This window comes from Paenibacillus sp. G2S3, assembly GCF_030123105.1.
In the GTDB taxonomy this organism is placed as follows: domain Bacteria; phylum Bacillota; class Bacilli; order Paenibacillales; family Paenibacillaceae; genus Paenibacillus_AQ.
In genome coordinates this window covers 565,530-590,409 of the sequence record NZ_CP126095.1, presented here as the reverse complement: position 1 = coordinate 590,409, position 24,880 = coordinate 565,530, and the positions used below count along the sequence as shown (strand labels likewise).

Annotated in this window: 25 protein-coding genes, 6 pseudogenes and 2 riboswitches; of the genes and pseudogenes, 8 read left to right on the top strand and 23 right to left on the bottom strand. The window is 46.3% G+C overall.

All coding sequences use genetic code 11. The features are described from left to right. Positions 1-86 precede the first annotated feature (86 nt). The 5 genes from kdpC to QNH28_RS02660 all read right to left on the bottom strand — a co-directional run bounded on the left by kdpC (position 87) and on the right by QNH28_RS02660 (position 5,110). Positions 87-695, bottom strand: a complete 609-nt coding sequence (gene kdpC / locus QNH28_RS02675; protein WP_283912034.1) for a potassium-transporting ATPase subunit KdpC — start codon at positions 693-695, stop codon at positions 87-89. Between the two features lie 55 nt (positions 696-750). Continuing rightward, positions 751-2,784: a potassium-transporting ATPase subunit KdpB gene (gene kdpB / locus QNH28_RS02670; protein WP_042184559.1), complete on the bottom strand. Its 2,034-nt coding sequence runs from the start codon at positions 2,782-2,784 to the stop codon at positions 751-753. A gap of 16 nt (positions 2,785-2,800) precedes the next feature. Continuing rightward, entirely contained in the window at positions 2,801-4,477 is a 1,677-nt protein-coding gene (gene kdpA, locus QNH28_RS02665; protein WP_283910048.1) for a potassium-transporting ATPase subunit KdpA, read from the bottom strand. Positions 4,478-4,489: 12 nt separating this feature from the next. Continuing rightward, positions 4,490-4,567: a K(+)-transporting ATPase subunit F gene (gene kdpF / locus QNH28_RS29720; protein ID WP_076285959.1), complete on the bottom strand. Its 78-nt coding sequence runs from the start codon at positions 4,565-4,567 to the stop codon at positions 4,490-4,492. Positions 4,568-4,693: 126 nt separating this feature from the next. After that, complete coding sequence (locus QNH28_RS02660; RefSeq protein WP_283910047.1) at positions 4,694-5,110, bottom strand: hypothetical protein; 417 nt, start codon at positions 5,108-5,110, stop codon at positions 4,694-4,696. A 190-nt stretch (positions 5,111-5,300) separates the two neighbouring features. Continuing rightward, positions 5,301-5,490, bottom strand: a riboswitch (cyclic di-AMP (ydaO/yuaA leader). Between the two features lie 420 nt (positions 5,491-5,910). Further along, positions 5,911-6,076, top strand: a riboswitch (cyclic di-AMP (ydaO/yuaA leader). Positions 6,077-6,210: 134 nt separating this feature from the next. On the opposite strand from QNH28_RS02660, the gene QNH28_RS02655 reads away from it, so the two are divergent. The 3 genes from QNH28_RS02655 (at position 6,211) to QNH28_RS02645 (ending at position 7,732) form a co-directional block, all read left to right on the top strand. Next, positions 6,211-6,702, top strand: a complete 492-nt coding sequence (locus tag QNH28_RS02655; RefSeq protein ID WP_283910046.1) for a hypothetical protein — start codon at positions 6,211-6,213, stop codon at positions 6,700-6,702. Positions 6,703-6,718: 16 nt separating this feature from the next. After that, positions 6,719-7,240 carry a hypothetical protein gene (locus tag QNH28_RS02650; RefSeq protein WP_283910045.1) on the top strand — a complete coding sequence of 174 codons (522 nt, stop codon included), beginning with the start codon at positions 6,719-6,721 and terminating at the stop codon, positions 7,238-7,240. Positions 7,241-7,372: 132 nt separating this feature from the next. Next, the gene (locus tag QNH28_RS02645; protein ID WP_283910044.1) at positions 7,373-7,732 is read left to right on the top strand and encodes a hypothetical protein; all 360 of its coding nucleotides are present in this window, start codon (positions 7,373-7,375) and stop codon (positions 7,730-7,732) included. Between the two features lie 290 nt (positions 7,733-8,022). Here the strand turns inward: QNH28_RS02645 and QNH28_RS02640 are convergent, their stop codons facing one another. From QNH28_RS02640 to QNH28_RS02560, 17 genes and pseudogenes are all read right to left on the bottom strand, one after another. Beyond that, positions 8,023-8,214 carry a hypothetical protein gene (locus QNH28_RS02640; protein ID WP_042184550.1) on the bottom strand — a complete coding sequence of 64 codons (192 nt, stop codon included), beginning with the start codon at positions 8,212-8,214 and terminating at the stop codon, positions 8,023-8,025. Between the two features lie 33 nt (positions 8,215-8,247). Further along, positions 8,248-9,537, bottom strand: coding sequence for an ABC transporter permease (locus QNH28_RS02635; RefSeq protein WP_283910043.1), 1,290 nt, complete (start codon positions 9,535-9,537; stop codon positions 8,248-8,250). After that, positions 9,530-10,432 carry an ABC transporter ATP-binding protein gene (locus QNH28_RS02630; RefSeq protein WP_283910042.1) on the bottom strand — a complete coding sequence of 301 codons (903 nt, stop codon included), beginning with the start codon at positions 10,430-10,432 and terminating at the stop codon, positions 9,530-9,532. Before QNH28_RS02630 ends, QNH28_RS02635 begins: the two co-directional genes overlap by 8 nt. Before the next feature lie 4 nt (positions 10,433-10,436). Further along, on the bottom strand, positions 10,437-11,357 hold the full coding sequence (locus QNH28_RS02625; protein ID WP_349655031.1) for an ATP-binding cassette domain-containing protein: 921 nt from the start codon (positions 11,355-11,357) through the stop codon (positions 10,437-10,439). A gap of 28 nt (positions 11,358-11,385) precedes the next feature. Next, on the bottom strand, positions 11,386-11,781 hold the full coding sequence (locus QNH28_RS02620) for a GntR family transcriptional regulator (RefSeq protein WP_283910040.1): 396 nt from the start codon (positions 11,779-11,781) through the stop codon (positions 11,386-11,388). Between the two features lie 61 nt (positions 11,782-11,842). Continuing rightward, positions 11,843-12,571 carry a hypothetical protein gene (locus QNH28_RS02615; RefSeq protein WP_283910039.1) on the bottom strand — a complete coding sequence of 243 codons (729 nt, stop codon included), beginning with the start codon at positions 12,569-12,571 and terminating at the stop codon, positions 11,843-11,845. Between the two features lie 954 nt (positions 12,572-13,525). Then, positions 13,526-13,927 carry a transposase gene (locus tag QNH28_RS02610; protein ID WP_283910038.1) on the bottom strand — a complete coding sequence of 134 codons (402 nt, stop codon included), beginning with the start codon at positions 13,925-13,927 and terminating at the stop codon, positions 13,526-13,528. A gap of 5 nt (positions 13,928-13,932) precedes the next feature. Next, positions 13,933-14,109, bottom strand: a complete 177-nt coding sequence (locus QNH28_RS02605; protein ID WP_283910037.1) for a hypothetical protein — start codon at positions 14,107-14,109, stop codon at positions 13,933-13,935. Further along, positions 14,103-14,639 (bottom strand): IS110 family transposase, encoded by a 537-nt coding sequence (locus QNH28_RS02600; RefSeq protein ID WP_283910036.1) that lies wholly within the window; start codon positions 14,637-14,639, stop codon positions 14,103-14,105. The genes QNH28_RS02605 and QNH28_RS02600 overlap by 7 nt, the downstream gene beginning before the upstream one ends. Before the next feature lie 204 nt (positions 14,640-14,843). After that, positions 14,844-14,990: a hypothetical protein gene (locus QNH28_RS02595; RefSeq protein ID WP_283910035.1), complete on the bottom strand. Its 147-nt coding sequence runs from the start codon at positions 14,988-14,990 to the stop codon at positions 14,844-14,846. Positions 14,991-15,123: 133 nt separating this feature from the next. Then, positions 15,124-15,587: pseudogene (locus QNH28_RS02590) on the bottom strand (DUF420 domain-containing protein). A gap of 81 nt (positions 15,588-15,668) precedes the next feature. Next, a pseudogene (gene ctaG / locus QNH28_RS02585) lies at positions 15,669-16,531 on the bottom strand (cytochrome c oxidase assembly factor CtaG). 79 nt (positions 16,532-16,610) lie between these two features. After that, positions 16,611-16,936: pseudogene (locus QNH28_RS02580) on the bottom strand (cytochrome C oxidase subunit IV family protein). 5 nt (positions 16,937-16,941) lie between these two features. Beyond that, positions 16,942-17,568, bottom strand: coding sequence for a cytochrome (ubi)quinol oxidase subunit III (locus QNH28_RS02575; RefSeq protein ID WP_283910034.1), 627 nt, complete (start codon positions 17,566-17,568; stop codon positions 16,942-16,944). Continuing rightward, a pseudogene (gene ctaD / locus QNH28_RS02570) lies at positions 17,540-19,410 on the bottom strand (cytochrome c oxidase subunit I). Before ctaD ends, QNH28_RS02575 begins: the two are co-directional and overlap by 29 nt. 125 nt (positions 19,411-19,535) lie before the next feature. Continuing rightward, positions 19,536-20,581: pseudogene (coxB, locus tag QNH28_RS02565) on the bottom strand (cytochrome c oxidase subunit II). Between the two features lie 395 nt (positions 20,582-20,976). Next, a pseudogene (locus QNH28_RS02560) lies at positions 20,977-21,166 on the bottom strand (hypothetical protein). 469 nt (positions 21,167-21,635) lie between these two features. Here QNH28_RS02560 and QNH28_RS02555 point away from each other — a divergent pair. The 5 genes from QNH28_RS02555 (at position 21,636) to QNH28_RS02535 (ending at position 24,195) form a co-directional block, all read left to right on the top strand. Continuing rightward, entirely contained in the window at positions 21,636-22,025 is a 390-nt protein-coding gene (locus QNH28_RS02555) for a hypothetical protein (protein ID WP_283910033.1), read from the top strand. Continuing rightward, the gene (locus QNH28_RS02550) at positions 21,920-22,651 is read left to right on the top strand and encodes a serine hydrolase domain-containing protein (protein WP_349655054.1); all 732 of its coding nucleotides are present in this window, start codon (positions 21,920-21,922) and stop codon (positions 22,649-22,651) included. The genes QNH28_RS02555 and QNH28_RS02550 overlap by 106 nt, the downstream gene beginning before the upstream one ends. A gap of 91 nt (positions 22,652-22,742) precedes the next feature. Further along, complete coding sequence (locus QNH28_RS02545; protein WP_283910032.1) at positions 22,743-23,081, top strand: DUF4870 domain-containing protein; 339 nt, start codon at positions 22,743-22,745, stop codon at positions 23,079-23,081. A gap of 111 nt (positions 23,082-23,192) precedes the next feature. Beyond that, a complete protein-coding gene (locus tag QNH28_RS02540) occupies positions 23,193-23,975 on the top strand; it encodes a diacylglycerol/lipid kinase family protein (RefSeq protein WP_283910031.1) in 783 nt (260 codons plus the stop codon). Then, positions 23,899-24,195, top strand: coding sequence for a hypothetical protein (locus QNH28_RS02535; RefSeq protein WP_283912032.1), 297 nt, complete (start codon positions 23,899-23,901; stop codon positions 24,193-24,195). Before QNH28_RS02540 ends, QNH28_RS02535 begins: the two co-directional genes overlap by 77 nt. A 57-nt stretch (positions 24,196-24,252) precedes the next feature. Here the strand turns inward: QNH28_RS02535 and QNH28_RS02530 are convergent, their stop codons facing one another. Then, a complete protein-coding gene (locus tag QNH28_RS02530) occupies positions 24,253-24,846 on the bottom strand; it encodes a xanthine phosphoribosyltransferase (protein ID WP_283910030.1) in 594 nt (197 codons plus the stop codon). Between the last annotated feature and the right edge of the window lie 34 nt (positions 24,847-24,880).

Sequence of the window (24,880 nt, the reverse complement as noted above, 5' to 3'; positions counted from 1 at the left end):
ACCCGATCATGCATGTACCCTTCTGTTCCAAGAAAGCAAGATATCCCTGCCCGATTCTAGAGATCTGGCAGGGACATTTGCTATATTTATTTGTTCGATAGTTTCTGAAGATCCATGTTCAGCTTCAACACATTTACCCGTTCTTCACCGAACAGCCCCAAATCACGACCCTCGGTATGCTTATTCACGAGCTCTTCCAGCTGTGAGGCAGGAATACCGGTTAAATTGCTAATCCGAGGAATCTGCACAATAGCCGAAGCAGGTGTAATATGCGGATCAAGCCCCGAACCCGAGTTGGTTACCAGATCGACTGGCAATTTGTTCATAGGCACATCTGGGTTATCGAGCTGCCACTGCGTAATGAAATCCTTTGTCCGCTGCAGCATATCCGGATTGGATGGCGCGTAGTTATTGGAGCCTGAAGCTTCTGCTTTATACTCAATACTAGATACACGACCATGAAATAAAGCTGGGTTCGTAAAGTTCTGCCCGATGAGTTCCGAGCCTACAACTACTCCAGCATCATCCTTAAGCAAGCTACCGTTCGCTTGCGACGGCATCAGAACCTGGGCAAGCGCTGTAGTCGTCAGAGGATAGATCACTCCGCAAAGAACAATAAATACTAGACTTAGTCGTACAATAATAAAGAAATAAGCACCTTTCGAAGATGATAACTGCTCTTCAGTGTCCTCCATGGAGTTTCCGTTATTCACGATGCTCTCACCCTTTCAATGATTAGTCAATACGTCATTAAATCCATACACTTACGATCATATCAATGAGCTTAATGCCCGCAAAAGGAACAACCACTCCGCCTAGCCCATAGATAAAAATATTACGTCCGAGCAGCTTCGTAGAGCTCATAGCTTTATACGAGACACCCTTCATAGCCAGTGGGATGAGCAGCGGAATAATAATCGCATTAAATATTAAGGCGGATATTATAGCCGAGCTTGGCGAGCCTAGCCCCATGACATTTAGGGCTTCCATTTCCGGAATGGCGAGCATGAACATCGCTGGAATAATGGCGAAATACTTCGCGATGTCATTAGCAATACTGAATGTTGTCAACGCACCCCGCGTCATCAGCAGCTGTTTACCAATCGCAACGACCTCAATAATCTTCGAAGGGTCAGAGTCCAAATCGACCATATTTGCTGCTTCCTTAGCAGCTGTAGTACCGCTGTTCATGGCTAAGCCCACATCAGCTTGTGCAAGGGCAGGAGCATCATTCGTACCATCCCCTGTCATCGCAACCAGCTTGCCCTCGTTCTGTTCGCGGCGAATGACTGCTATTTTATCCTCAGGTGTACTTTCAGCGATGAAATCATCTACACCCGCTTCGCGGGCAATTGTAGCTGCGGTCAGCGGATTGTCACCCGTACACATGATGGTCTTGATCCCCATTTTCCGCAGCTCATCAAACCGCTCTTTCATACCTGGCTTAACTGTATCTTTCAAGTAAATAAGTCCATAGATCCGGTTGTCTACCGCAACCGCTAATGGGGTTCCCCCCATCCGAGCGATAGCATCAGAATTACTGTCCAGGTTCGCGGGAATGACCCCACCTTTCGACTGTACCCATTTCTTCACGGAGTCTACCGCACCTTTACGTACGCAGCGTCCATCTTGGAGATCAATACCACTCATCCGAGTTTCCGCTTTAAACTCTACGAATTCCCCACCTTCAGCAAGCTTGCTGTCATAGCTGCGTTCCAGCTTCTTGGCCAGCTCAATTACAGATCGTCCCTCAGGCGTCTCATCCTTTAAGGAACTAATGGCCGCCCATGCCGTAAGCTCCGCTTCCGATTCATTTCCGACAGGTACAAATTCACTCGCCATCCGGTTCCCAAAGGTAATCGTACCGGTCTTATCTAGGATCATCGTATTAATATCACCAGCAGCCTCAACGGCCTTACCCGACATCGCGAGTACATTAAACTGGGTCACTCGGTCCATACCCGCTATTCCGATTGCGGAGAGCAGTCCCCCGATTGTTGTCGGGATTAGACAGACCAACAAAGCGATCATCACCGGAATGTCTAGATCAACACCAAGATAAGTCGCAATCGGCCGCAAGGTCACTACTACAATCAAGAAAATCAGCGTCAGACTGATCAAAAGCGTATTTAGCGCGATTTCATTAGGTGTCTTCTGACGTTTCGCCCCTTCAACGAGGGAAATCATCCGATCTAGAAACGACTCACCAGGATCACTAGTAATTCTGACTTTGATCTCATCACTGACGACCCGCGTGCCGCCTGTAACGGAACCAAAGTCCCCACCAGCTTCCTTGATTACAGGTGCAGATTCACCTGTAATCGCTGATTCATCTACGGAAGCCAGCCCTTCAATCACTTCACCGTCACCAGGGATGAGTTCTCCCTGACTGACGATGACGATATCTCCTTTACGCAGCTCTGAGGAAGAGACTGTCTTCACCGCTCCTCCAACTAGTTTGTTAGCTGTGATATCTTGTTTTGTTTTTTTGAGCGAATCGGCTTGGGCTTTACCCCGGCCTTCCGCCAGTGCTTCAGCGAAGTTCGCAAACAGCACTGTAAACAGCAGAATGAACAACACTGTGATATTGAAGCCTATCGATTGCTCTGCATTAAAATATCCAGGAGCCAGCACCATGAGGAGGACAATGATCGTGCCGACCTCTACCACGAACATGACTGGATTTTTGATTAGCGTTACTGGGTTAAGCTTTATAAAACTATCCTTTACAGCGCTAAGGAGTATGGGTCCCGTCAGCAGCTTTTTTCTTTTTACAGTACTCATCTTATTCTCCCTCTTCCTACCGTAAGGTTAGATATTCTGCAATGGGGCCGAGTACAATGACCGGCAGGAACGTCAGCGCACCGATAATTACTACGGTACCAATCAGAATACCGGTAAACAGACCATTGTCTGTGCGGAATGTGCCAATCGTCTCAGGAACCGGCTTCTTCTTAAGCAGAGAACCTGCCACCGCCAGCATTGCGATAATAGAGACATAACGACCTAGCAGCATGACAATCCCGGTTGTAACATTCCAGAAGGTTGTGTTGTCTGCAAGTCCTTCAAATCCTGAACCATTGTTCGCGGCAGATGAGACATATTCATATAACACTTGGCTGAGTCCATGGAATCCAGTGTTCGTAATCGCCCCTTGGCCCAAATCGGTCAGAAATGCAGCTGCGGTTGGCACAAGGATAATGAATGGATGAACAAGGATCGCAATGGCAATCAGCTTCATCTCCTTAGCCTCTATCTTCCGTCCGAGGAATTCCGGTGTCCTACCGACCATCAGACCGCATAGGAAGACCCCCAGAATCGCATACATCAGCATATTGATCAGTCCGACACCTTTACCTCCGAAGACATTGTTGAGCATCATCAGTGCAAGAGGCGTAATGCCTCCCAGCGGTGTCAGCGTATCATGCATATTGTTAACACTACCTGTCGTAGCTGCGGTTGTTACTGAAGTAAACAAGGAAGACTGCGGTATGCCGAAGCGCACCTCTTTACCTTCCATGCTACCTTGTGAAGATTCGATTCCTAGTGCATTGATCGCCGGATTACCCTTCGATTCAGCATAATAGTTCAATCCCAGAAGTAGTACGAACAAGGTCATCATTGCGGTAAAAATAACCCAGCCCTGACGTTTGTTCTTGGCAAACAATCCGTACATATAAGGGAGCGAAGCTGGCAGCATCCACATAGAGAGAATCTCCAGCACGTTCGTAAGTGGATTAGGGTTCTCAAAAGGATGGGATGAATTGGCTCCGAAGAAGCCGCCACCATTGGTGCCCAGATGTTTGATCGACTCCAAAGAAGCGACTGGACCGATAGCAATTTGTTGTGTTTGGCCCTCTAGTGTAGTGACTTCAAGTGATGGCTTGAGCGTTTGCGGCACATGTAGTCCTACCAGTACCAACGAAACTAGCAAAGCTAGCGGAATGAACACACGAATATGTGCTTTAACGAAATCCTCGAAGAAGTTCCCTACTGATTTCCGTCCTGTGATCCCTCTGACAAAGGCCACCGCAACAGAAAATCCGCTCGCTGCAGACGTGAACATCATCATCGTGATGACAGCCATTTGTGAAAAATACGAAAGTCCCGTCTCCCCGCTGTAATGCTGCAGGTTCGTATTGGTCATAAAGCTGATTACTGTATTAAATGAAAGCGTCTGTTCCATATCCGCAATTCCATTCGGATTTAACGGTAGTCCTCGCTGTAATCTAAGAACAATATAACTGAAAGTAACGAGTACGATATTCGTTAAAACAAAGCTGAGGGCGTACTTCTTCCAGGTCATACCGTCCCGTTTTTTCAGGCCGAGCAGCTTATAAATTCCTTTTTCCATGCCTCCAAACCATCGATCCGTACGGTTCGGTTCATTAGAAAATACATGATATAAATATGTGCCCATCGGCTTAACCAGCAAGATGAGAATTACGATTACAGCAACAATTTGTAAAATGCCCATGAATGCCCCTCCTTAAAATTTCTCCGGATGAATCAATGCGTAAACCAGATATACAAACAGCAGTAGGGTAACAGCGATTACTAGAATCACAGCTTATCCCTCCCTGTATCCTCAACTACACCTGCGCACCAGCGCATAAATCCATAAAATAACCCGTAAATTACAGCTAATGAAGCCACCATATACAGATCCATCATATCTCCCGCACTCCTTCTTTTATCCTTGATGAGGTGATTTATCGATCAGAAAATCAGCATCACCACTGTGGGAATAGATTACATAACTCGCGCCAAGTCTTTTATAGACCAATCTAGGATTTATTGAGCTTGTGATTACAAAAATCGGCTGCGTCGTCCAGGTGCGGCACATCTGAATGTAGCGGCAGCATAACGTAAAACTGCTCTCGAACAGATATACCCTGCCTACCGGGAACGGTGGGCGAAACCAAGTGTTCTGATGGCGGGTATCTACTAGAATGACCTGCTCAACACCCATCTCCTCGAGTAAGGTTTTCTCAGCCACATTGTTGGTCAATCCCGCCATCTTAATACCTCTGAATTTCAGTAGTTTAATGAAATGTTCTCCAGCCTTCGTTGGCGCACATACAAGCACATATTCATTCTGATCCGTCATCTCTTATTCTCCTCAAATGCTTTACTTGTAAGATCAGAAAGTGTTCACCCTGATCATTTAAGAAAAGCTACCGCTAATGATGAATTTAACGACCTCTTCGTGAGGGTCTCCATATATGCTTTGCTAATAAAAAGCACAGCAAAAAGCCACAAAGGATCTCCTCTGTGGCTCGCTAGCGGTCACATTGCACTCATCCTCTCTACATACGCTTACGAGGTTAGCTGTCGGATTCGGGCGGTGAGAGTCGCCCTACCTGTATAGATGCAAGCTCACTCGCACCCTCTACAGGATTCACCCCATAACCGGCTTCCGACTCTCACATCGTCTGCCGATTGTTGGTTCCCCCGCTTTCCTTATCGGAAATTAAGCGGATCAAATATTCGATTGTTGTTGAAACAGGAGTAATCATACCCTTATGCAGGAAGTATTGTAAAACCTGATTGATGCCAAAATAATGCAAATTAAAAACTATTTTAGCATTGGATAGCGCTTACTTGATATCCAATCTCTCTATATCTCTTGTTTGCTCCATTTTGGCTCAATTAGCGAAAAATGGTCTTACCATGTGATTTTATTCACCACAAATGGAGAAATCACCAAAAATCGCCTTTATAGGTAAGGAAACAAGAAACCGAGATTAAGCGAGGAAGAGGCTCGATAACTCGTAATAAATACCTATATAGCTTCCTTTTTCGTCGCAGTCGGCAGGATATGGTTTAAATTGCGCTCAAAAGAACACTTTCTGTTTTTACAGAAACACCTTGAAAAGAGTATGATTCGGGTTGAATCTAATTCACGAAATGAAATCAACGCTGAGTTCCTGCATTTGCAGGGAGCGGGGGAACCATCAGGCCACATGGCCTACTTGGGGTGAATCCGAAGGAGACTATTCAAGTCTCGCATAGGTAGGGCGACTCTCACCGTCCGAATCCGACAGCTAACCTCGTAAGCGTAAAGAGAGAGACCCTTGATCCGCCACGCTTTGGCACAGGTGTGTATACACCTGTAATCCAAAACCGCAGCAGAGGTCCTCCTCTTGCTGCGGTTTTTGCGTTACCTGAACCTACTCGGGTAATAGCATGCTGGACGGGGTGAAAGGAATGAAACACTATTATTGGGGAACTCAGCAAGGGCTACTTGAGCCGATAAGTCTAAATTATGTTTGCTTTGGAGCGTTATGGTTCGAAGAAGATCATCACAGAACTATTGTCGGCTATGCATTTGGTCAGAACCAGATTGAAGCACTGCGCCATTTCAGCAACCCTTCTACTTGTGAACGCTGTATGGACCGAAAAATTATATACGAAATATATAAAAATATCCGAGAAAAACAGCAGCTGCAGGATTGGGCAGCACACCAACGTTTCCCTTGGCTCACTGCCTTTAAAGAACCTTGGAAAGATGTTGCTGTCGGTTGGTACGTAATGAGATCCCGCAACACTTTTCCCTTACATTTATCCGTTATACGCAAACAGAAATTCCGACTATGGCTGGAGCATGCCGCAGTCTGTGAGAACGAAGCTGAAATGCTCGCTTATATAGAGAAGGCTAACGTCGCTCACCATGTTGAGCTTAAGCTTTTGCAAAACTAAGGAGGAGAAACCTGTCATGGACCAGCGAAGACTATCTCGCATTGAAGTATTCGTCTTTGATTCACCTGAGCCTATTCACTATGGAATGGAGGCCGAACCAGACAGTCGTTATGGCATTCTGAAACTTACCTGCAAAGGAGGTAGCAGCTGGGGAGCGTGTCTTATCTCTGCCAATACCAAAACCTTCGACCTCATTAAATGGAGCTCTTTTCTCAGAATGATATACCATTGCCGACTTGAGGAAGCCATAGATAAAGTGCGTATCCATGGTTCAGAGTGGGATCAGACTCAGTTTGAGCTAGTTCAAGGTGCTTTACAGGATTTAAAAGCCAAGCTGCAGGGTAAATCATTTGCAGGTCATATTGAGCAAGGTCGTCTGTACAGAGCGGTCGCCGGTGGAAGAGATTCCAGAGGAGGGCGGCTATACTATAAACCGTCTAAAGCAATGTCCAGTGTTGCGCTTCAAAAACATAGCTATCCAGAACCTGATACCAACGAGCTTATCAACAAATCCATTTCTTACTTTTCTATATTATAGGTTCATCCCATTACTCATTCTGAAAGGATCGTGTTTATCATGCCTGACCCCTTACCTGCCGAATCAAGACGCAGTACTATATTTGCAGAGTGTGTTCAAAAGTGTACGAATGAAATCTATACGCTCAGTTCCATGTTGTTACAACAATCAGCAGAAGCCGAGAAGGTTACTATCCGTACTTTTAAAGAGCTTCATAAAATATTTCGTCAAAAAAGCTTCGAAAGCCAGCTATTCTCTATCGAAGCTTACCGCTCTTGTATCCGACAATGCGCCGATTATTACGCACGCCGGTCTCTCCTGTCTGCCAAGGCATTGCCTTGGGAGGAGCAGCTCGTAAAAGTGATGTGGTACGGTCTAAAGCTATCTTTACCTCAAATAAGCATCATTCTGCAAAAGAGTGTTCCTGTACTGAAAGCGCAGCTTAGGCATGTGCGGGAGCAAATGACTGCTCAAGAGGATTTGCTGCCTAGTGGTAATTTGTCCGTTGTATAATCCCTCAAAGGGAAAAGATATTTGAGCGCAGCCCCATTCATATCGAATAGGGGCACTGAAGTCCGCAACTATCTTCCAAAGGCAGTTTATTCGCAAATAACGCCTTCTGAGTCCGGAGGAAGCTTGATTCCAATAAGCCATCATCAGAATCAAGCTCCACATAGCTAAGATCTACTCCGTCATAATGAATATCAGAAAAGGAGATACCGTCCCTCTACATAACTTTTACGATACGTACACAAAAAAGAAAGAAGCCACGGCACATGCCGCAGCTTCCTTATTTCCTACTATTACGCTTTACTCTTACGCGCCTTACCGTACATCCACAATCCCGCAATCATCCCCACCATGGCAATACCAGTCAATACACCCTGAGTGAAATCCATTAAAGTGGACCCATTGGTCGAGAGCATTCTACTAACCGTAGCCAGAGATACCGAACTCATTAAAAGCATCATATTGTATTGTTCACTTTTAGTCATGATTACCACTCCTTAAAAGTAATACGAAGCCACTTAGATCTTGTAAGCCTTCATCGCTTTTCTGATCTCTTTAATACTTGGACGTTTACCGTACATCAATACGCCCGTGCGATAGATCTTGGCAGCCAACCAACCAAAGATAAACGTGGTAACAAGCAGGATGGCCAATGACACAATAACCTGCCAGATCGCAACTTCACCAACACCAATTCGAAGCAGCATGGTCAATGGAGAGGTGAAAGGCACATAACTTGCTACCTTAACCAGTAGAGTATCCGCATTGGAGATACTGAACAGTGGAACATAGAATGCTACGAAGCCTAACATCATGATTGGCATAACCGCTTGGCCCAGATCCTCCGTACGGCTGACAATCGAACCTACAGCTGCATACATCAAGGCATAGAGGAAATAACCTAGCACATAAAGTACAATCCCATAAAGTAATAAGTTAATATTAAGCTGACCTAAATCTAGGTCTAAATCTTTCAAAATCGTTGCATTATGCGGAAGCTTAAGATTGACGACTACCGCTACGATAATAATGCCGATTTGTAATAATCCTACTAAGAAAACACCGATAACTTTACCGAACATTTGCGCTAAAGGCGACGCACTTGTAATCAGAATCTCCATGATCCGCGAGCTCTTCTCCGAAGTAATCTCAGCTGCGATCATATTACCGGTCATCATGATAGACATGAAGAACAGCATAAGCATGGCGTATACAATGACGTAATTGATTGCCGGAGTCGATTCCTGAGACGCATCTTTATCTCCCGCAGTTCCATCCGCGTTGAGCTGCTGAGTAGCTATCTGCACAGGTGTTGACATAGCAGCAATCTGTTCCTGCGTCAGCTTGTCGCCAACGATGAACTGTGTATTGGCCTGCTGAAGGGCATTTTGGAGATAGATTTGTGCATCTCCGCTCAGTTCGCCATCTTTACTATGGTAAGTAACGGGTGGAAGTCCTTCGCCAGTTGGTTCTGCAAAAGTAACATACCCCTCTACAGTCCCTTCATCTAATGCTTTCTTTAGCTCTGCATCATCGGCAGAAGTGTATTGCACAACTTTTGCCTGCGGCATTCCTTCAGGTGAAGTATATGCCTTCAACAACTCTGCAGCCTGATTTCCTTCTTCTGCGATCACAGCAATTTGAGTCTCTGCGTTTGTTGCAGAATCACCCTTAAACTGATCGATGATGTATGGAAGATTCATGCCAATACTGAGCAATAACACTAGAATTAAAGTAGTAATCATGAATGATTTCGTTCTTACTTTATTTTTAAAGGTAAAACCAATAATTGTCCCCATCTTATTCATGAGATTCACCCACCGCTCTGATAAAGATTTGATTTAATGTTGGTTCCTTAATTTCAAAATGCTCCACTTCACCCTGCGCCAACGCCTGCTGTAGGATACGCTGTGCTGCGCCGATCTCACTGATCGACAACAGATAACCCCGCTCTTGCCGCTGTACTGCAGTTACGCCTGTAATAGACTCTAGGCCGGTCACTTCATTAGCCGTACGCAACAATACTTGTTCACGAGGATACCCATTCTTGATCGTACGAATGTCGCCCTGTACGACAGTATTGGAACGATCCAATATCGTAATATTACGGCAAAGCTCTTCAACATGCTCCATCCGGTGAGTAGAGAATAGGATACTCGTTCCTTGATCACGCAATTCTTTTACCGTATCTTTCAGTAGTTCTACGTTAACAGGGTCCAAACCGCTGAAGGCTTCATCTAGGATGAGAATTTGTGGCTTATGAACGACTGCAGCGATAAAGCCCATTTTCTGCTGATTCCCTTTGGAGAGCTCTTCAATCTTCTTATTGTAATAGTCCGGAACCTCAAACCGATCAAGCCAATAGCGAAGGCTCTTATCTGCATCACTAGCTGACATCCCACGCAGGCGTGCCAAGTAGACGATTTGATCGCTTACCTTTACCTTTGGATATAATCCTCTTTCTTCGGGTAGATAGCCCATGATTTGCTGAAGTTCGCTGTTATACGGCTTTCCATTATACAAAATATTTCCACCATCAGGGTAAATTAGACCAAGCACCATGCGCATAGTGGTTGTCTTCCCTGCACCATTTGCCCCCAGTAATCCGTAAATTTCCCCCTTGCCTACCGTTAGGTTAATTCCGTTTACAGCGGTTTTTTCTCCATATTGCTTCATTACACTTTCCAGCTTTAAGGCTTCCATTTCTCTAGTCCCCTCTCTTGTGATCAATCAGGATAGGACGGTGTCCCTGTGTCCATAAACCCAATATTTCGTCTAATTCTAAACTTCGACTCTTGATAACCTTTACGCCCAAGTCCTGAATGCGTTTCTCGTTCTTAGAAAATTGTTCTATGATAAAAGAAGCTACACCCGGCGTATCCATAGTAAAGTTTAGACCTCCCGGTAATTCCGCTGATAACTCAGCAAGCTCCTCTTCATCTGCAACCTGTACCCACACCTCAGTCCAAGCACCGAATAGACTGTCTTTCTCCGCCATACCCAGCAGTTCACCCCTATGCATAAGCACGATATAATCTGCCAACCGCCGCACCTCTTCCACAATGTGTGTAGAGATAATCATCGTTGCATTGGTCTCTTCCATGTACTCACGAAGCGTCTCCATCATAATCTTCCAGGCAAAGGGATCAAGGCCAGAAGAGGGCTCATCCAGTAACAACAGACGTGGGCGTGACGCAAGTGCTGCGGCAATTTCGAATTTCCGACGCTCACCCTTAGACAGCTTAGAAAGCCTCGTACGATATGGAACCTCAAAGCGATCCATTAGATCCTGAAAATATGACTCGTCCCAGTTCGGATACCAGTGCTGTCGAAATCGGGATGCTTGTTCCGCATTCCAGTGATTCTCTTCCGTAATCGAATTCTCAGGGACATAAGCGATAGACTGTCGAAGCTCTAAAGGCAGCTCGCTATCATACTTATTTTCAAACCAATAAATATCGCCTTCCTCTGGGTTCGACAGCTGTAGCAGTAGATTCAGCAGCGTGCTTTTGCCAGATCCATTCTGACCTACCAAAGCTGTAATATAGCCTTGAGGCAGATTCAGGTTTAGCGGTCCAATTGTCTTGCTACGCCGCTGTTTACGTACATTCCGCATTTCTATCGCCATCTGTACCATCTGAGTAATCGCCCACCTTTCATTCCTGCTCTCTATATTTACGTTCTACAATTTCCTGAAAAATCTGCTCAAGCTCTTCCTTGCTGCAATGTACCGATCGACCGATATCTACTGCACTCTCAAGCGCTTTGCTGATCGCTTCCCGCTTATACTCCTCCATCGCAGAGGCACCTACATGGGATACAAAGGTACCTGTTCCTTGTCTTGTTCGTAGCAACCCTTCGTTCTCTAGATCCTGATACACGCGTCGTACCGTAATCACACTGCATTTCAGGTCTCCAGCGAACTCACGAATGGAGGGTAGCAGCGTACCTTCTGTAATGACTCCACTAATGATTAATGATCTAAGCTGAGTCTCTATCTGATGATAGAGGGGTTCAGCACTATTTTCGTTGATTTGTACGGGTATCCACATTATTTACACCTCGCCTTCCACTCTAGCATGCTAGAGCGCCATCCTTGCCGTTTCAGCTTCTTCATACGAGATTGCGACTCTTCAGTCGATGGATAGTCCATTTAGAGAATAATTGAACTGATATTGTCCCCAGTAAAAGTGACCCCCACATGATCGGAGATAGCAGCCCCCATTCCTTAGAAAGAGAGATACTATACATGAATAGGTTGCCTCCCCCTAGCAAAACTAGGAACGCTATTCCCCAAGATACCACCACGATTAGCGCTGTTAGAGCTAAGTAGGCTTTACCACTAAATAGATACTCAATGAAAATATATAGTCCTGAAACAATGAGACCTACACCGATCCAAGTAAGGGCAAAAGCAATATACGAGGGTAACGTCAATTCCTTTCGGAAATTCTCACCGAGCAAGTAAACAATACCGAAGTACAATACACCATTTAGAGCAAAGGAGCCTATCGCCTGAAACTTTCTCCGAGTTAATACTACAGTGATAGGAATCGGTAAAGATCGTAAGTAAACCAACATTCTCGTGTAGGAGTCTTCACTCCAATATTTCATAGAACGACGGGAGAATGAGCAACCGATTAGTGGCATTAGCGAGAGGAGCAAAAAATCCGCTATCATTGTCCGATCTTGATCACCTAGTACATCATTTGTTACCAAGCTAGTCATCCCTGCCAGATAACCCATAAAGATAATTGTAGTTATGAGTGTTCCAAATACTTTTAATTTGTCTCCTCGAAAATCAGAGCAAATGATAAACCACGAATCCTTTATTGTTCTCATTAATGCTAACCTCGCTTTACAATGTCTTCAGTGTCTTGCGGAAGCAGGTGTTCATATCCCTGTGCTTACTGTGTATATCTATATACACAGTATATGCCCTTAATTTACCATTGTCAATCCTGTAAATGGAAATTATTCAAGTATATTGGGAGGTATTAACTTCCCGCCCTTTGGAGAAGGCTTTGCACGTATGGGAAACTGATCATTACTGGGATTAACTAATCAGAGGATTAAATGGTTCTTGTGGAGAGGTTGAGCGAAGGACGAGAGAGAGGTTATCTTCATTGTTACTTCGCTAATGAGTAATAGATCAGGAGGCGGGTGCTAGGTGTGTTGCTGCTGGGCGGGAGTGAGCGCTGGGTGGATGCGATCGCTCAATGGATGCGAAGGCTCGGCGGGTGCTACTGCTGGGTGGATGGGATCGTTCGGTGGGTGTAACTGCTAGATGCAACTGCGGGGGTGAATGCGAGGTGGGTCAAATCTATACCTTCGACTAAATGCTGAGGTATGACATCATATGAAGTGGAATCAATAATTAGGGAAAATGTCCCTAAAAGTACTTTGATTTAGCCTGAAATCAACGTTTTTAGGGAAATCCTCCCTAAAAATTCGGCCATTTCTGCGTTTTAACGCTAAAAACGTTAAAAAACAGGGAGGAATTCCCTGCTATGAACGAATTAGTCAATTCCCCTGTTTTCCCCTTTAAACCAAAGGGTTTTCAATCCCTTGGGCACAGAGACAAAATGCGAGTCGTCGGCTGGCAATCTGCTATCCGTGGGTTGGTTACCACATATTATGCCTACGTCGAAAGAGCTTCCGCAAACTAATTTCGCACGTCAGATCATAGATCCTGTGCACAGGGAATTCACGGATTCTCTTCGAACCTTTCTCTTTGTCTCCATGCCCCAAGGATTCAAATCTTTTGGGTGTTTTTTTATGTTTTTTCCGTTTTATCTACGCCATTTTTCGTTCTGCGTCTACCGCAATCGACCAGATGAATCCAATTAACTCACGACCCACCGCTGCCATGGTTAAATTTCGGTGGTTCCCACGTCTGACTAATTTTAAATACTTGCTGTGTAACCGTTCTTGGGCTTTCCACGACGTTTCATGGACATGAGCACTTTGCCCCTCTAGGCGCACTGCTAAGTCTCCTTTAACAGCAGGGCGGTGACGGTAACTCCATGCGGACTCCACCAGTGCGCGCCGTACTCCGGAATTTCCGACTTTTGTAAGACTACCTCTTTTGGTACTTGCTCCCGATGAATACTCCCGTGGCACGAGTCCCAGATAACTCATGAGCTGAGCCGGTGAACGAAAACGTTCAAAATTCCCAATCTCGACAACTAAAGTCATAGCCGTCAGCAGGGCGATTCCCTCAGACCTTGTAACGCTTGAATGACAGGTGCGTACGGACAGATCTGTGCTTCTTCTCGCATTGCGGCTTCAAGTCGCTTGATTCGCTCCTCCACTTCCCGGAGCTGTTGCAGGGATTCGGTGAATACCCGTTCTTGAGCTACATTATTAAACTTCAACATAGAGAGCCATTCCCTGTACCTTTTGGTCCAGCGTTTTTCATGCCCTCTGGCTTGTGAATTTGGTGGCGCAACAGAAAATGAATGAGTCGTTGCCGAGCCCGATGTAGGTCTTGCCTAGCATCTTCTCGCGCACGAATGAGATCTCGTAAGGCTTCGAGTTCTGGAGTCGGCACATAGATCGCGGTCAATTCTCCAGCTCGATGCAGCTGAGCCAGTTTTTCTGCATCCCGTCGGTCGGTTTTTATGGCATCGCCGGGGCGCTGTGGCATACGCGAAGGTGCGATCACCACACAGGAAATCCCCATCTTTGTCAGCCAGCGATATAAGTCGTACCCCGTAGGCCCGGCTTCATAGCAGACTTCTAGTGTAATTCCTAAACCTTTGAGTTTCCGAATCATTCGAGCCACTGCATCCGGGGTATGGGGAATAGCTCCATAATATCGTGCTGATTCTCGACCTTCGTCTGCAATTGCCACCGCAATTTTTTCTTTTGACACATCCAAACCTACGTATTTTATGGTATTCTTCATAGTAACAGCTCCTTTCGCATTTAGCTCTGAAATGGTTGTCCTTCAACTTCCATTTTAACCTACGGTGTGCGAACAGGGGCTGCCTTTCGTTCATCATAACTAATTATCGTTTTTCCAGCTCAAAACTCATCTTTTCAGAGAGGTTTTCCCTAAAAGTAAGCAAATAGATTACTTTTTGAGTACTTTCCTTCTCACTTTTCCTTCTCAATTCTTCTTCCAGACTCCTTTTCGCTCGGATCTCCTACCAAATTCCATACTCCACTCCTTCGGCTCTTTACCTAGTTCATTCCCCCACTGTGGCCGCTTCACGCCACCATTCAGATCACAAGTGGTTTCACAGTACAATTCCACGAATTCAGAAGTCTCCCAATTCCAGAAACTAAAATAAGCCCGTCATCCACCTTCCTATTAAGGAAAATGCAGATGCACAGGCTCATTTCACTACTATTCACACTAATTCACACGCTCTATTTGCGTTGCTAACTTACGCGCCCAAAATAACTTCCCACACCGGCTTGGTGTGTCCACCTGGATACAGAACATAAAGCAGCACATACACCATAACGCCAGTAATCGCGGTAATGAACCAGATTATGGATGTCACTCTACCCCACTTCCGGTGCTTGGAGTACTTCGCCTTAAATCCAAGAGTTAAAGTAGTAAGTCCGAATACCGCAGCTACCGTTGCCAGCACGATATGGAAGATCAGAAACACTTGATAAATCGTCTGAAGTTCATCCGGTCCGCCCCATGAGGTATTTCCCACAAACAACGTTCTAGATACGTAAACAATAAAAACAGGAGCGCAGCGATAGCGGCAGCAATCATCGTCTTCTTGTGCGCCTCGCGTTTGCCCTTAATGATGAGCCACCAGCCAATAGCAACGAGCACCGCACTGAGCACGATGAACGATGTACTAATAGTTGGAAACACCGTAAAAATATCCATGATTCTCCTCCTTGGCAGTCTACCAGTTATGCACGGGTCAAGGTGCTCTCCTCGAGTGCTGAGGATGGCGTCAATATTTCATCATCGCCTTGTCCGTTCTCTTTTATACCAATGATAGAACACATAAGCAAGCATAGAGGCAAAAATAAATTCCTGAATGAACTTCATCGCGATGCCTCCCACCTGCTGATCCACCTTTGGTGACATCAATTCAAAGAACGCAGGACCCCCAAAATTCTGAAGTAAAGCAGAAGGATCACCCGATATGCAATAGCCCATCGCAAGTGCCCAAGTCTCCGGATCACTGTATGTGGCATAAAGCGGCTGATCTGCAAAAATAATCAGTCCACATGCTGGAGTCAGCAATACCATGTTAAGAAAAATAAACCCAATCTTGCCCAGCCCACTCGCCATTCGGCGCTCCGGTAGCGGATTGATCAATGTCCACCACATTAAGGCAGCTGTTAGGAATAAAACAATATAGTAGATTCGGTGAACGGTAAAATGCAGCATCACATAATCATGGATAACAGGAATATGGTACAAGGAAAATAGTCCATTAAACATTAGAGCAGCTACCACCGGTCGAGCTAAAAAAGACAGCCGACGAAATGGATTTACTTTCAATATGCTGCGCCAGATAAAATCCGGAATCCCCAGCATAATCAGCGGCACCGCCACCAGATATGACAAGGCCATGCTAACCATATGGAAGGAAAACATCATATGCCCTAATAGACTAACGGGACCCCTTGTGCCAGATAAAGCGCTAGCATGCCACACACAAATAATGCTCTACGCCAGAACGGAACCGGAATTGAATCGGCATAACGTCCAGCAATCGGACCAATCCAAACGAAATAACCCGCCGTCAGCAGCAGCATGACCGCCAGAAACAGCGGGCTCCATAGTTCAGCAAAGCTAAAATATTGTAATCCTAGCATATCCCTAACCTCCTAGCGCAGGTTCTATTAAAACACCAAAAGAGGGGGCATCGCAGCCCGCCTCTTTCTTTCTTGTCCGTTAATTCCACCAAACCCAATACAGCGACATGACAATACAGGTACCGGCGGTAAAAAACCACCCAGCATGAAGATAATCGGGATTAGATGTCCTTTATCTTTCAGGTGCATCCAGAAGCCCATCTGTACAATGACCTGAATGACTGCCATCACCAGTAGTAGAATAACCGCAAAGGTGGCATTCACGCCTCCAGCCGCAACAGCGGCGAAAGCAATTAAGGTCAAGACAATGGACAGTATAAAGACAACAATATGCCTCTGTGGCCCTTCATGCCGATGACGATGCTTATACCTGTCGTTCTCTGGCACATGCTGATCTGTCGTCATAGTGTCTAGCCCACCTTTCCAAGTAGGTATACAACCGTAAAGATGAACACCCATACCACATCAATAAAATGCCAGTACATGGCTGACACATACACTTTCGGTGCAGTAACTACGGTTAATCCTTTACGCATGAGTTGCCCAATCAGGACGGAGATCCATGCAATCCCGAAAGCTACGTGCGCACCGTGGAACCCTACTAATGTATAGAATGCCGAACTAAATGCACTTGTAGTCATTCCGAAGTCTTCATGTCTCACATATTGAGTAAACTCATAGATCTCCAGAATCAGGAAGCCAAGCCCTAAGACTACAGTTACCAAAAGCCAGTTACGAAGCACAGCCGGACGGTTTCTATGCATCGCTTGGATAGCGAATACACTCGTCAGACTGCTTACCAGAAGAATGAATGTTGCAGCAGCTACCAGCGGCAGGTGAAACAGTTCATTCGCCGATGGCCCCTCATTCGTCTGATTACGCAATGCGAGGAACGTAGCGAACAACGTGCCGAACAATACCGCTTCCCCACCTAGAAACAACCAAAAGGCAAGAACCTTGTTTCGTCCTTCGAGCGTAGCTTTTTCCGGCTCGTGAGGAAATTCTTCCTTAGAAGCTTCTGCATGTGCCGTTGTCATGTCCGCTCACTTCCTTCCGAGCTTCTTCGGGTTCAATATGCCATCCGTGATCATCATACAGTGAACGTATCAGCATAGATCCAAATGTAATAATAAGACCAATCGCAGTAACGATATAATTATTAAACAAAAAGCTCATAAAGGCGTTGCCGAAGTCATCCCGACTGAACATAAAGCCGAGGCCGGCGATGAAAATCCCAACAGACATAGTGAACGGCAATATGGTTGCAGACGGCATATGGATCGAGCCGACCGGTTCTGCCGGAGTCATCCCTTTATTTCCTGCCATCTTTTCTTTCCAGAATGCATCAATACCACGGATAAGTGGGGTTTGCTTGAAGTTATATTCTGGTGGTGGCGAAGGAATCGTCCATTCTAGTGTACGTCCATCCTCCCACGGATCATTACCTGCATCCGCTGGCTTTCTTGAAGTCAGGAAGATGTTGACCAAGAAGATAATCATACCAACACTCATCAGTCCAGCTCCGATTGTACTCACTAAATTTAGCAAATCGAATTGCTGATTCGGCAAATACGTGAATACCCGACGCTGCATCCCCATAAGTCCAAGGAAATGCTGTACAAAGAATGTCAAATGGAATCCGATGATAAACGTCCAGAAGGTCCATTTGCCCAGCTTTTCACTTAGCATCCGACCGAACATCTTAGGCCACCAGTAATGTAGACCTGCAAACAGGCCAAGCACCAAGCCGCCCACAATAACATAGTGAAAATGCGCTACAACAAAATACGTATCATGGAACTGAAAGTCAGCAGGAGCAGAAGCCAGCATGACCCCAGTCACGCCACCCATTGTAAAGGTAGGAATGAATCCTGCCGCGAACAGGTTCGGTGTCGTGAAACGTACTTGCCCGCCCCACATCGTGAACAACCAGTTAAAGATCTTGATTCCGGTCGGAACCGCAATCAACATCGTCGATACAGAGAACAAAGCGTTAGCTACGGGCCCAAGTCCGGTAGTGAACATATGGTGAGCCCAAACCATGAAGCCCAGGAAGGCAATCAGGATGGTTGCGAACACCATTGAGCTATACCCGAACAGTCGCTTCCGCGAAAAAGTCGGGATGACCTCCGAAATAATTCCGAAGGCAGGTAGAATGAGGATGTATACTTCCGGATGGCCAAATATCCAGAAGATATGTTGCCATAGCACCGGATTACCCCAGCTCCAACCTCGAAGAAATTGGCACCAAGAATACGGTCGAATGTCAGCAGTACTAAACCTACTGTAACTGCTGGAAATGCAAACAAAATAATTGCGGAAGTAATAAATGTAGTCCAAGCAAACATCGGCATCCGCATGTAGGTCATTCCCGGCGCGCGCATCGTAATGATCGTGGCTAGAAAGTTAATCCCCCGATGAGGGTGCCTAATCCGGCAATTTGAAGACCAATCGTATAAAAGTCTACACCATGTGTAGTGCTGTATGTACTCGTAGATAGTGGGGTGTAGGAGGTCCATCCGGCATCAGGAGCGCCACCCATTACCCAGCTGAGATTCAGTAGAATTCCGCCGAATAGGAAGGTCCAGAAGCCAAGTGCATTTAGAAAAGGAAAGGCTACGTCACGTGCACCGATCTGCAGCGGTATGACGGCATTCATTAAGGCGAAGATGATTGGCATGACGCCGAGGAAGATCATCGTCGTACCATGCATAGTAATAAGTTCATTAAACGTTTGGGCGTCCAAAAAGTCATTCATGGGTTTGATGAGTTGCCAGCGAATCAGAAGCGCTTCAATTCCGCCGATCCCAAAAACAATCCTCCGGCCCATAGGTACAAAATTGCGATTTTTTATGATCGACGGTTGTTAGCCAATCCATAAGTCCTGTATGGCGCTTCACACTGTGGCCATGCCCCAGAGGCTTGGATGAATTCAAGGTATGCGCTGCTTGAGCCAAAGTTCGTACCCCTTTTCGAAAGTTCCGCCCGCCTTTAGGCTAAGGCATTAGTCCAGCTTATAGTTGGCCAGATACTCAGCAATGCCGTCAATCTCCGCATCACTTAGGCCTAGATCTTTGGGGTTAGGCATCAGATTGCCCGGTTTTACCGATTGTGGATCATGCAGCCAAGTTTTGAGATTCTCCTCAATTGGCGCACCATCTTCCCTCGTGTCATCGTTGAGCAGGATCCCTGCAATCGACTCCCGAGAACCAATTCCGGTCAAGTTCGGCGCATTATTAATCCCTTGATCACCTACAGCGTGGCAAGTCAGACACGCCGCTTTGAACTTCTCAGCTAAAGCAGGATCCTCTGGCAGCACAGCTACAGGTGCTTTCATCGAATCTATCCACTTCTGAAAATCTTGTTCACTAACCGATTTCACCTTAAATTCCATGAGTCCATGAGACGGTCCGCATAGCTCCGCACATTTCCCGCGGTAAACGCCTTCATTAGGTGCACTGAAGCTGAAGCGGTTAATCGTTCCGGCTGGGTTAGTGTCGATTTTACCGGAAAGGGAAGGGACCCAGAAAGAGTGCAGCACGTCTTTAGTTTCCAGTTCAAAGCAATATCCTTGCCTACTGGAATAATCAGATCCTGCGCTGTAGTCACCTTGTAATCGGTATACTCAAACTCCCACCAATATTGGTGGCCGGTTACTTTAACCTTAATCGCATCCTTGTCATTGGCATGATCATCTCCTGCGGCGAACACTGCTTTCACCGTTGGAACTGCCAGTACCACTACGAGGATAAGCGGAATGACTGTCCAGAGAATCTCAAGCTTGATGCTACCCTCAACCTGCTCAGGGATTTCATTCTGACCCGGCTTTCGACGGAAACGGATCAGTACATAAGCTGCAATCGTAAAGACAATCAGCAACACGACGATCATAATACTGATCGACAGCTCCATTAATCCGTAAGACATTTCCGCCTGAGGTCCCTGTGGTCTGAGCACTGACAAGTCCTCACGGCCGCACCCGGCAAGAAAGAGACCAAACATAGCGGTCATGGGAAGGAGTCGCTTTACAGCCTGCCACGTTTTCATCATTGATCTACCCCGCTTTTCCCGATTTCGTAGGTTCCTGTTTTTTTCTGTCAATTATAACAATCACTATTAATATAAGTTTAAGGGAAAGTTTTGTCAATCGTTCACAACTAGTTCACATTGTAATTTTCGACATAATATTCCCTTGTCCCACCTGCATTTTTGCGCATTTTTGAAAACGCAATCAAATAAAAAATGATCATTAAAGCGCATTCATTGTGAAATGTGTCTATTAATTCATTTGACTATTTTATGAGAGACAATATTTCTTATTCATAAAAGTACATACAAAAAACCGATTCCTGCAACAAACGCTGCTCGGGCACGGTTTATAAGAATCCTCGTGGATGTTATTACTCAAAATGATGTCAAAAGTAAGTGACACTCGTATCTGTTAGCTAGGAGACGGATGAATTCATCTTTACCAGCTCATGCTCCACGACCATGGTCAGTTCTTCTTCATAGCCTCCGGTAATCCGATATTTTCGGACGTACTCCTTTACGAATTTCTTTGGGATCTTTGGGCCGGAAAATGCGTGTCATTTCCCGTAAACTTTCCTTGACTTCGTTATGACCTTTACTTGCCATGATCAGTTCCCTCCCAAAACATTGAAAATGAATGCTCCGTTGTAGAGAATGCATGATGAAAAGTACGCCGTAACCTCGAATGCAAGTGAAGTAACCATTACACATACGTGGCTTGCATTATCCGCCAAAACGTAAAATTCAAAGCTTCAAAGCCTTGAGATACTGGTTCGCCGGTGAAGCAGGTTCGTCGTGATTTGGGCTGAGAGTAAGGACGCCTGTTGAACGGAAGCTCCTTGACACTTTTATTACCCGAAGAGCCACTTACTGAATCACCCCTTTCGGGCCTTATCGTTATATTGTATCATATTCCGGTCCAACTTCCACCTTTCCTTGTAAAATGTGCTAATTGGAAAATTTTTATTTTTTATAATACTTTCCGTAAGTCATATTGCTCGTGTTGGGTTAAAATACAATATGCTCTACAGCAGGTCACACCTATTACTTACCACAGCAAGAAAAGGAGATCTCTATGAGCCAACCTACACCATTACTGACTTCATCTTATAACGTAGTTCCCGTGATGACTACCGCGCTACCAGAGGAAACTGCAACACGCCGGGAGGGTCTTGAACAAGCTCATTATGCTATTCAGAAAGAATACCCAAAGATGCATAGTATGCTTATTGTTCGCCATGGCAAGCTCATCTTCGAACGTTATTACGGCAACCATCATGCCGGGGCATTAAATGATCTTCGATCTGCGACTAAAAGCTTTATCAGCATAATTACCGGAATCGCTATTGATCGGGAGATATCCCTGATATTGATGTCTCGGTTTCCAAGGTTCTTCGTAAACACGTTCCATACTTACATTCCCCTCATTTATCAAAAATCACTCTCCGTCATCTGCTCACCATGACTTCCGGTTTTAGTTGGATCACGGGCAAGAAGCTAGGTGAGCCTTTCGTCCGGAACCTCCATCGCAGTCGTCGCTGGGGATCCTTTGCCCTTAGTATGAACATAATCCCGGAACATATCGGTCAATTTCAATACCGCAGTATCGACTCCCATCTGATTTCGATGATCCTTACTGAATCTACAGGTCTCGATGCATTCACCTATGCTGCTGAGCATTTATTCAGCCCTCTCAGAATGACGTACACGGCTTGGTTACCGAGTCCCGAAGGACACAGCATGGGACATATTGGTCTGTACTTGAACTCAAGAGATATGGCTAAATTCGGTATCTGTCTACTTAATAATGGTGTATTTGCGAAGCAGCAGATCATTCCGAAGCATTGGCTGCAAGAAGCACTGACCGCACAGACTACGGGATATCCAGCATTTGGAGATTACGGGTATCAGTTCTGGATGGGTACGATGACCGGCCAACCCTACAAGCTTGCCCACGGGCATGGTGGACAGCAAATTATTCTCCTACCCAAGCTTGATGCGGTTGTGGTCTTTACAGCAGAGAGCAAGACAAACAATTGGAAGAACCCCCGCAAGCTATTGGAAAAGTATATTATACCCACAATGAGCTAAACATACTTTTTCCTGACAAGTCATAGGCTTTTAAGGAAGAAGGATCAGAGAAACAACCCCTTCTTCTCCAAGTAGAAGGAGTGTGATCCCTTTGTCCCCTTTCAAATCATCCACCGGATTGCCCGATAATATTGCGGGCGCGCTGTGCTATTTTTTCCCTTTTATCGGAGGCGTAGTCTTTCTTGCTCTGGAGAAACGCAACCGCTTCGTGCTGTTCCACGCTCTGCAATCACTACTTACGTTCGGCGTGCTGATGATTCTCCATGTTCTAACCGGATTTATCCCTTTTCTAGGTTCCCTGCTGAGTGCAATCCTTTCTCTTGTTAGCTTTGCTGTGTGGCTACTTATGATCTATCATGCTTTGAGCAGCAGATGGTATAAGCTTCCTTGGGTTGGGGATATCGCAGAAAGTCAGATTCGACATCTATAAGCACCTCTGAACTAACACCTCTTATTGCTGAAAAGTATTCCCTTTTGCCCATCCACTCCTTACAATGAGAAGACGGGCATCAACGGAATTCTACAGGCTGGAGGAATTTAAATGTATCTATTCATCATAAACCCGCGTTCCGGCGGGGGTGCGGGCGGGCGGACCTGGCATACTGTAGAGGCGCTCATGAAAGAGCGGATGCTGCCTTATATGACCTTGTTTACGCATAGCGCAGAGGGTGCAGAAGCCCTCGTTCTAAATACACTTAAACATCGTGAGGACTGGAAATCCGTGATTGTAATAGGCGGCGATGGTACGCTACACAGCATTTTGGGCGCCCTTCGCGGCAAAAACATTCCCATGGCAATCATCCCTGCCGGCTCCGGTAACGACTCCGCACGTGGCTTCGGCATTCCACTTTCTACTGAATCCGCGCTGGAAGCTGCACTCAGCGAACGTTATATCGAAGCCGATCTGATCTCAGGCGCAAACGGACTGACTTTAACAGCCGTTGCCAACGGCTTTGACGCTCAGGTGGCCGAGAATGTGAATGCCAGCCGTTACAAACGGCTGTGCAATGCCATTGGCGCAGGCCAACTGGCTTATATCATCGGCATATTGCATACGCTGATGACGTTTAAGCCATGCCGGGTGAGTGTTGCGTGCGACGGGACGGAGCACGTCTTTGAGAAGGCATGGCTGGTCTCGGTCTGCAACCTGCCCAGCTACGGCGGCGGGCTTTTGATCTGCCCGCAGGCGAAGGCCGATGACGGCCAGCTTCGACGTCTGCGTCGTTCATGGGTGCAGCCGCGGGCAACTGCTGCGGCTGTTCCCAACGGTACTGAAGGGCAAGCATGTAGCGTTGCCCTTCGTGTCGATGCTGCGTGGACGTAGCGTAGCCGTCAACTTCGCAGAGGCCCGGCCGGCGATCGGCGATGGCGAGAGCTTCGGCAAAGGGCCGCTTGCCGTGCGCTGCGAGCCAGGGGCGCTGCGGGTGTCTCGCCGCTGGCGGCGGTTAGCGCGCAGCGCCACGCCGATCCTGCAGCGGCATGCGGTGGCAACGCGTAAGCCATACCCGTGCATCACAAAAAAACAGCAAGAGACGGGCTTATAAACCTGTCTCTTGCTGTTTTTTTGTTAACTTCATCCGAATCTACTCTAAAGAAGAGTCTCAGCTAAGCAGCCCTTCCTCTTCTTCCACGAAAGAAATTCTTCCGTCCTCCAGCGAAGCGATTCGCACGAGCGATTCTATCCGGTAGCCAGCTTCCTGCAGAAGCCGATTCCCTGGCTGGAATGCTTTTTCGATCACAATACCAATCCCAACCACACTTCCTCCTGCCTGCTCAACAATACGAGCAAGTCCGAAGGCGGCTTCGCCATTCGCCAAGAAATCATCGACAATCAGAACCCGCTCACCCGGAGCGATGAACTTCTTGGAAACGGTAATCTCATTCGTTTCTTTCTTCGTGAAGGAGTAAACCTTTTCTACATAAATATCCTCTGTCAGTGTCAAGGATTTCTGCTTACGGGCAAAAATCAGCGGAACCTCCAGCTCTAATGCCGTCATAATCCCCGGAGCAATTCCCGAAGATTCGATCGTCAGTACCTTCGTAATCTCTTCGCCGGAAAAACGGCGGGTAAACTCACGGCCAACCTCACGCATTAGAAAGGGGTCCATCTGATGATTCAGAAAAGAATCTACCTTGAGCACGCCTTGCCCGAGTACAATACCTTCTTTTAACACCTTTTGTCTCAACAGCTCCATAGTGCTCCTCCTTCTCCCATCAATGAATCCTTTC

Coding starts and splice junctions, on each gene's coding strand:
- kdpC (WP_283912034.1), bottom strand. CDS start 695: ATGGAGGACACTGAAGAGCAGTTATCATCTTCGAAAGGTGCTTATTTC.
- kdpB (WP_042184559.1), bottom strand. CDS start 2,784: ATGAGTACTGTAAAAAGAAAAAAGCTGCTGACGGGACCCATACTCCTT.
- kdpA (WP_283910048.1), bottom strand. CDS start 4,477: ATGGGCATTTTACAAATTGTTGCTGTAATCGTAATTCTCATCTTGCTG.
- QNH28_RS02660 (WP_283910047.1), bottom strand. CDS start 5,110: ATGACGGATCAGAATGAATATGTGCTTGTATGTGCGCCAACGAAGGCT.
- QNH28_RS02655 (WP_283910046.1), top strand. CDS start 6,211: ATGAAACACTATTATTGGGGAACTCAGCAAGGGCTACTTGAGCCGATA.
- QNH28_RS02650 (WP_283910045.1), top strand. CDS start 6,719: ATGGACCAGCGAAGACTATCTCGCATTGAAGTATTCGTCTTTGATTCA.
- QNH28_RS02645 (WP_283910044.1), top strand. CDS start 7,373: ATGTTGTTACAACAATCAGCAGAAGCCGAGAAGGTTACTATCCGTACT.
- QNH28_RS02640 (WP_042184550.1), bottom strand. CDS start 8,214: ATGACTAAAAGTGAACAATACAATATGATGCTTTTAATGAGTTCGGTA.
- QNH28_RS02635 (WP_283910043.1), bottom strand. CDS start 9,537: ATGAATAAGATGGGGACAATTATTGGTTTTACCTTTAAAAATAAAGTA.
- QNH28_RS02630 (WP_283910042.1), bottom strand. CDS start 10,432: ATGGAAGCCTTAAAGCTGGAAAGTGTAATGAAGCAATATGGAGAAAAA.
- QNH28_RS02625 (WP_349655031.1), bottom strand. CDS start 11,357: ATGGCGATAGAAATGCGGAATGTACGTAAACAGCGGCGTAGCAAGACA.
- QNH28_RS02620 (WP_283910040.1), bottom strand. CDS start 11,781: ATGTGGATACCCGTACAAATCAACGAAAATAGTGCTGAACCCCTCTAT.
- QNH28_RS02615 (WP_283910039.1), bottom strand. CDS start 12,571: ATGAGAACAATAAAGGATTCGTGGTTTATCATTTGCTCTGATTTTCGA.
- QNH28_RS02610 (WP_283910038.1), bottom strand. CDS start 13,927: ATGACTTTAGTTGTCGAGATTGGGAATTTTGAACGTTTTCGTTCACCG.
- QNH28_RS02605 (WP_283910037.1), bottom strand. CDS start 14,109: ATGTTGAAGTTTAATAATGTAGCTCAAGAACGGGTATTCACCGAATCC.
- QNH28_RS02600 (WP_283910036.1), bottom strand. CDS start 14,639: ATGAAGAATACCATAAAATACGTAGGTTTGGATGTGTCAAAAGAAAAA.
- QNH28_RS02575 (WP_283910034.1), bottom strand. CDS start 17,568: ATGACAACGGCACATGCAGAAGCTTCTAAGGAAGAATTTCCTCACGAG.
- QNH28_RS02555 (WP_283910033.1), top strand. CDS start 21,636: ATGAGCCAACCTACACCATTACTGACTTCATCTTATAACGTAGTTCCC.
- QNH28_RS02540 (WP_283910031.1), top strand. CDS start 23,193: ATGTATCTATTCATCATAAACCCGCGTTCCGGCGGGGGTGCGGGCGGG.
- QNH28_RS02530 (WP_283910030.1), bottom strand. CDS start 24,846: ATGGAGCTGTTGAGACAAAAGGTGTTAAAAGAAGGTATTGTACTCGGG.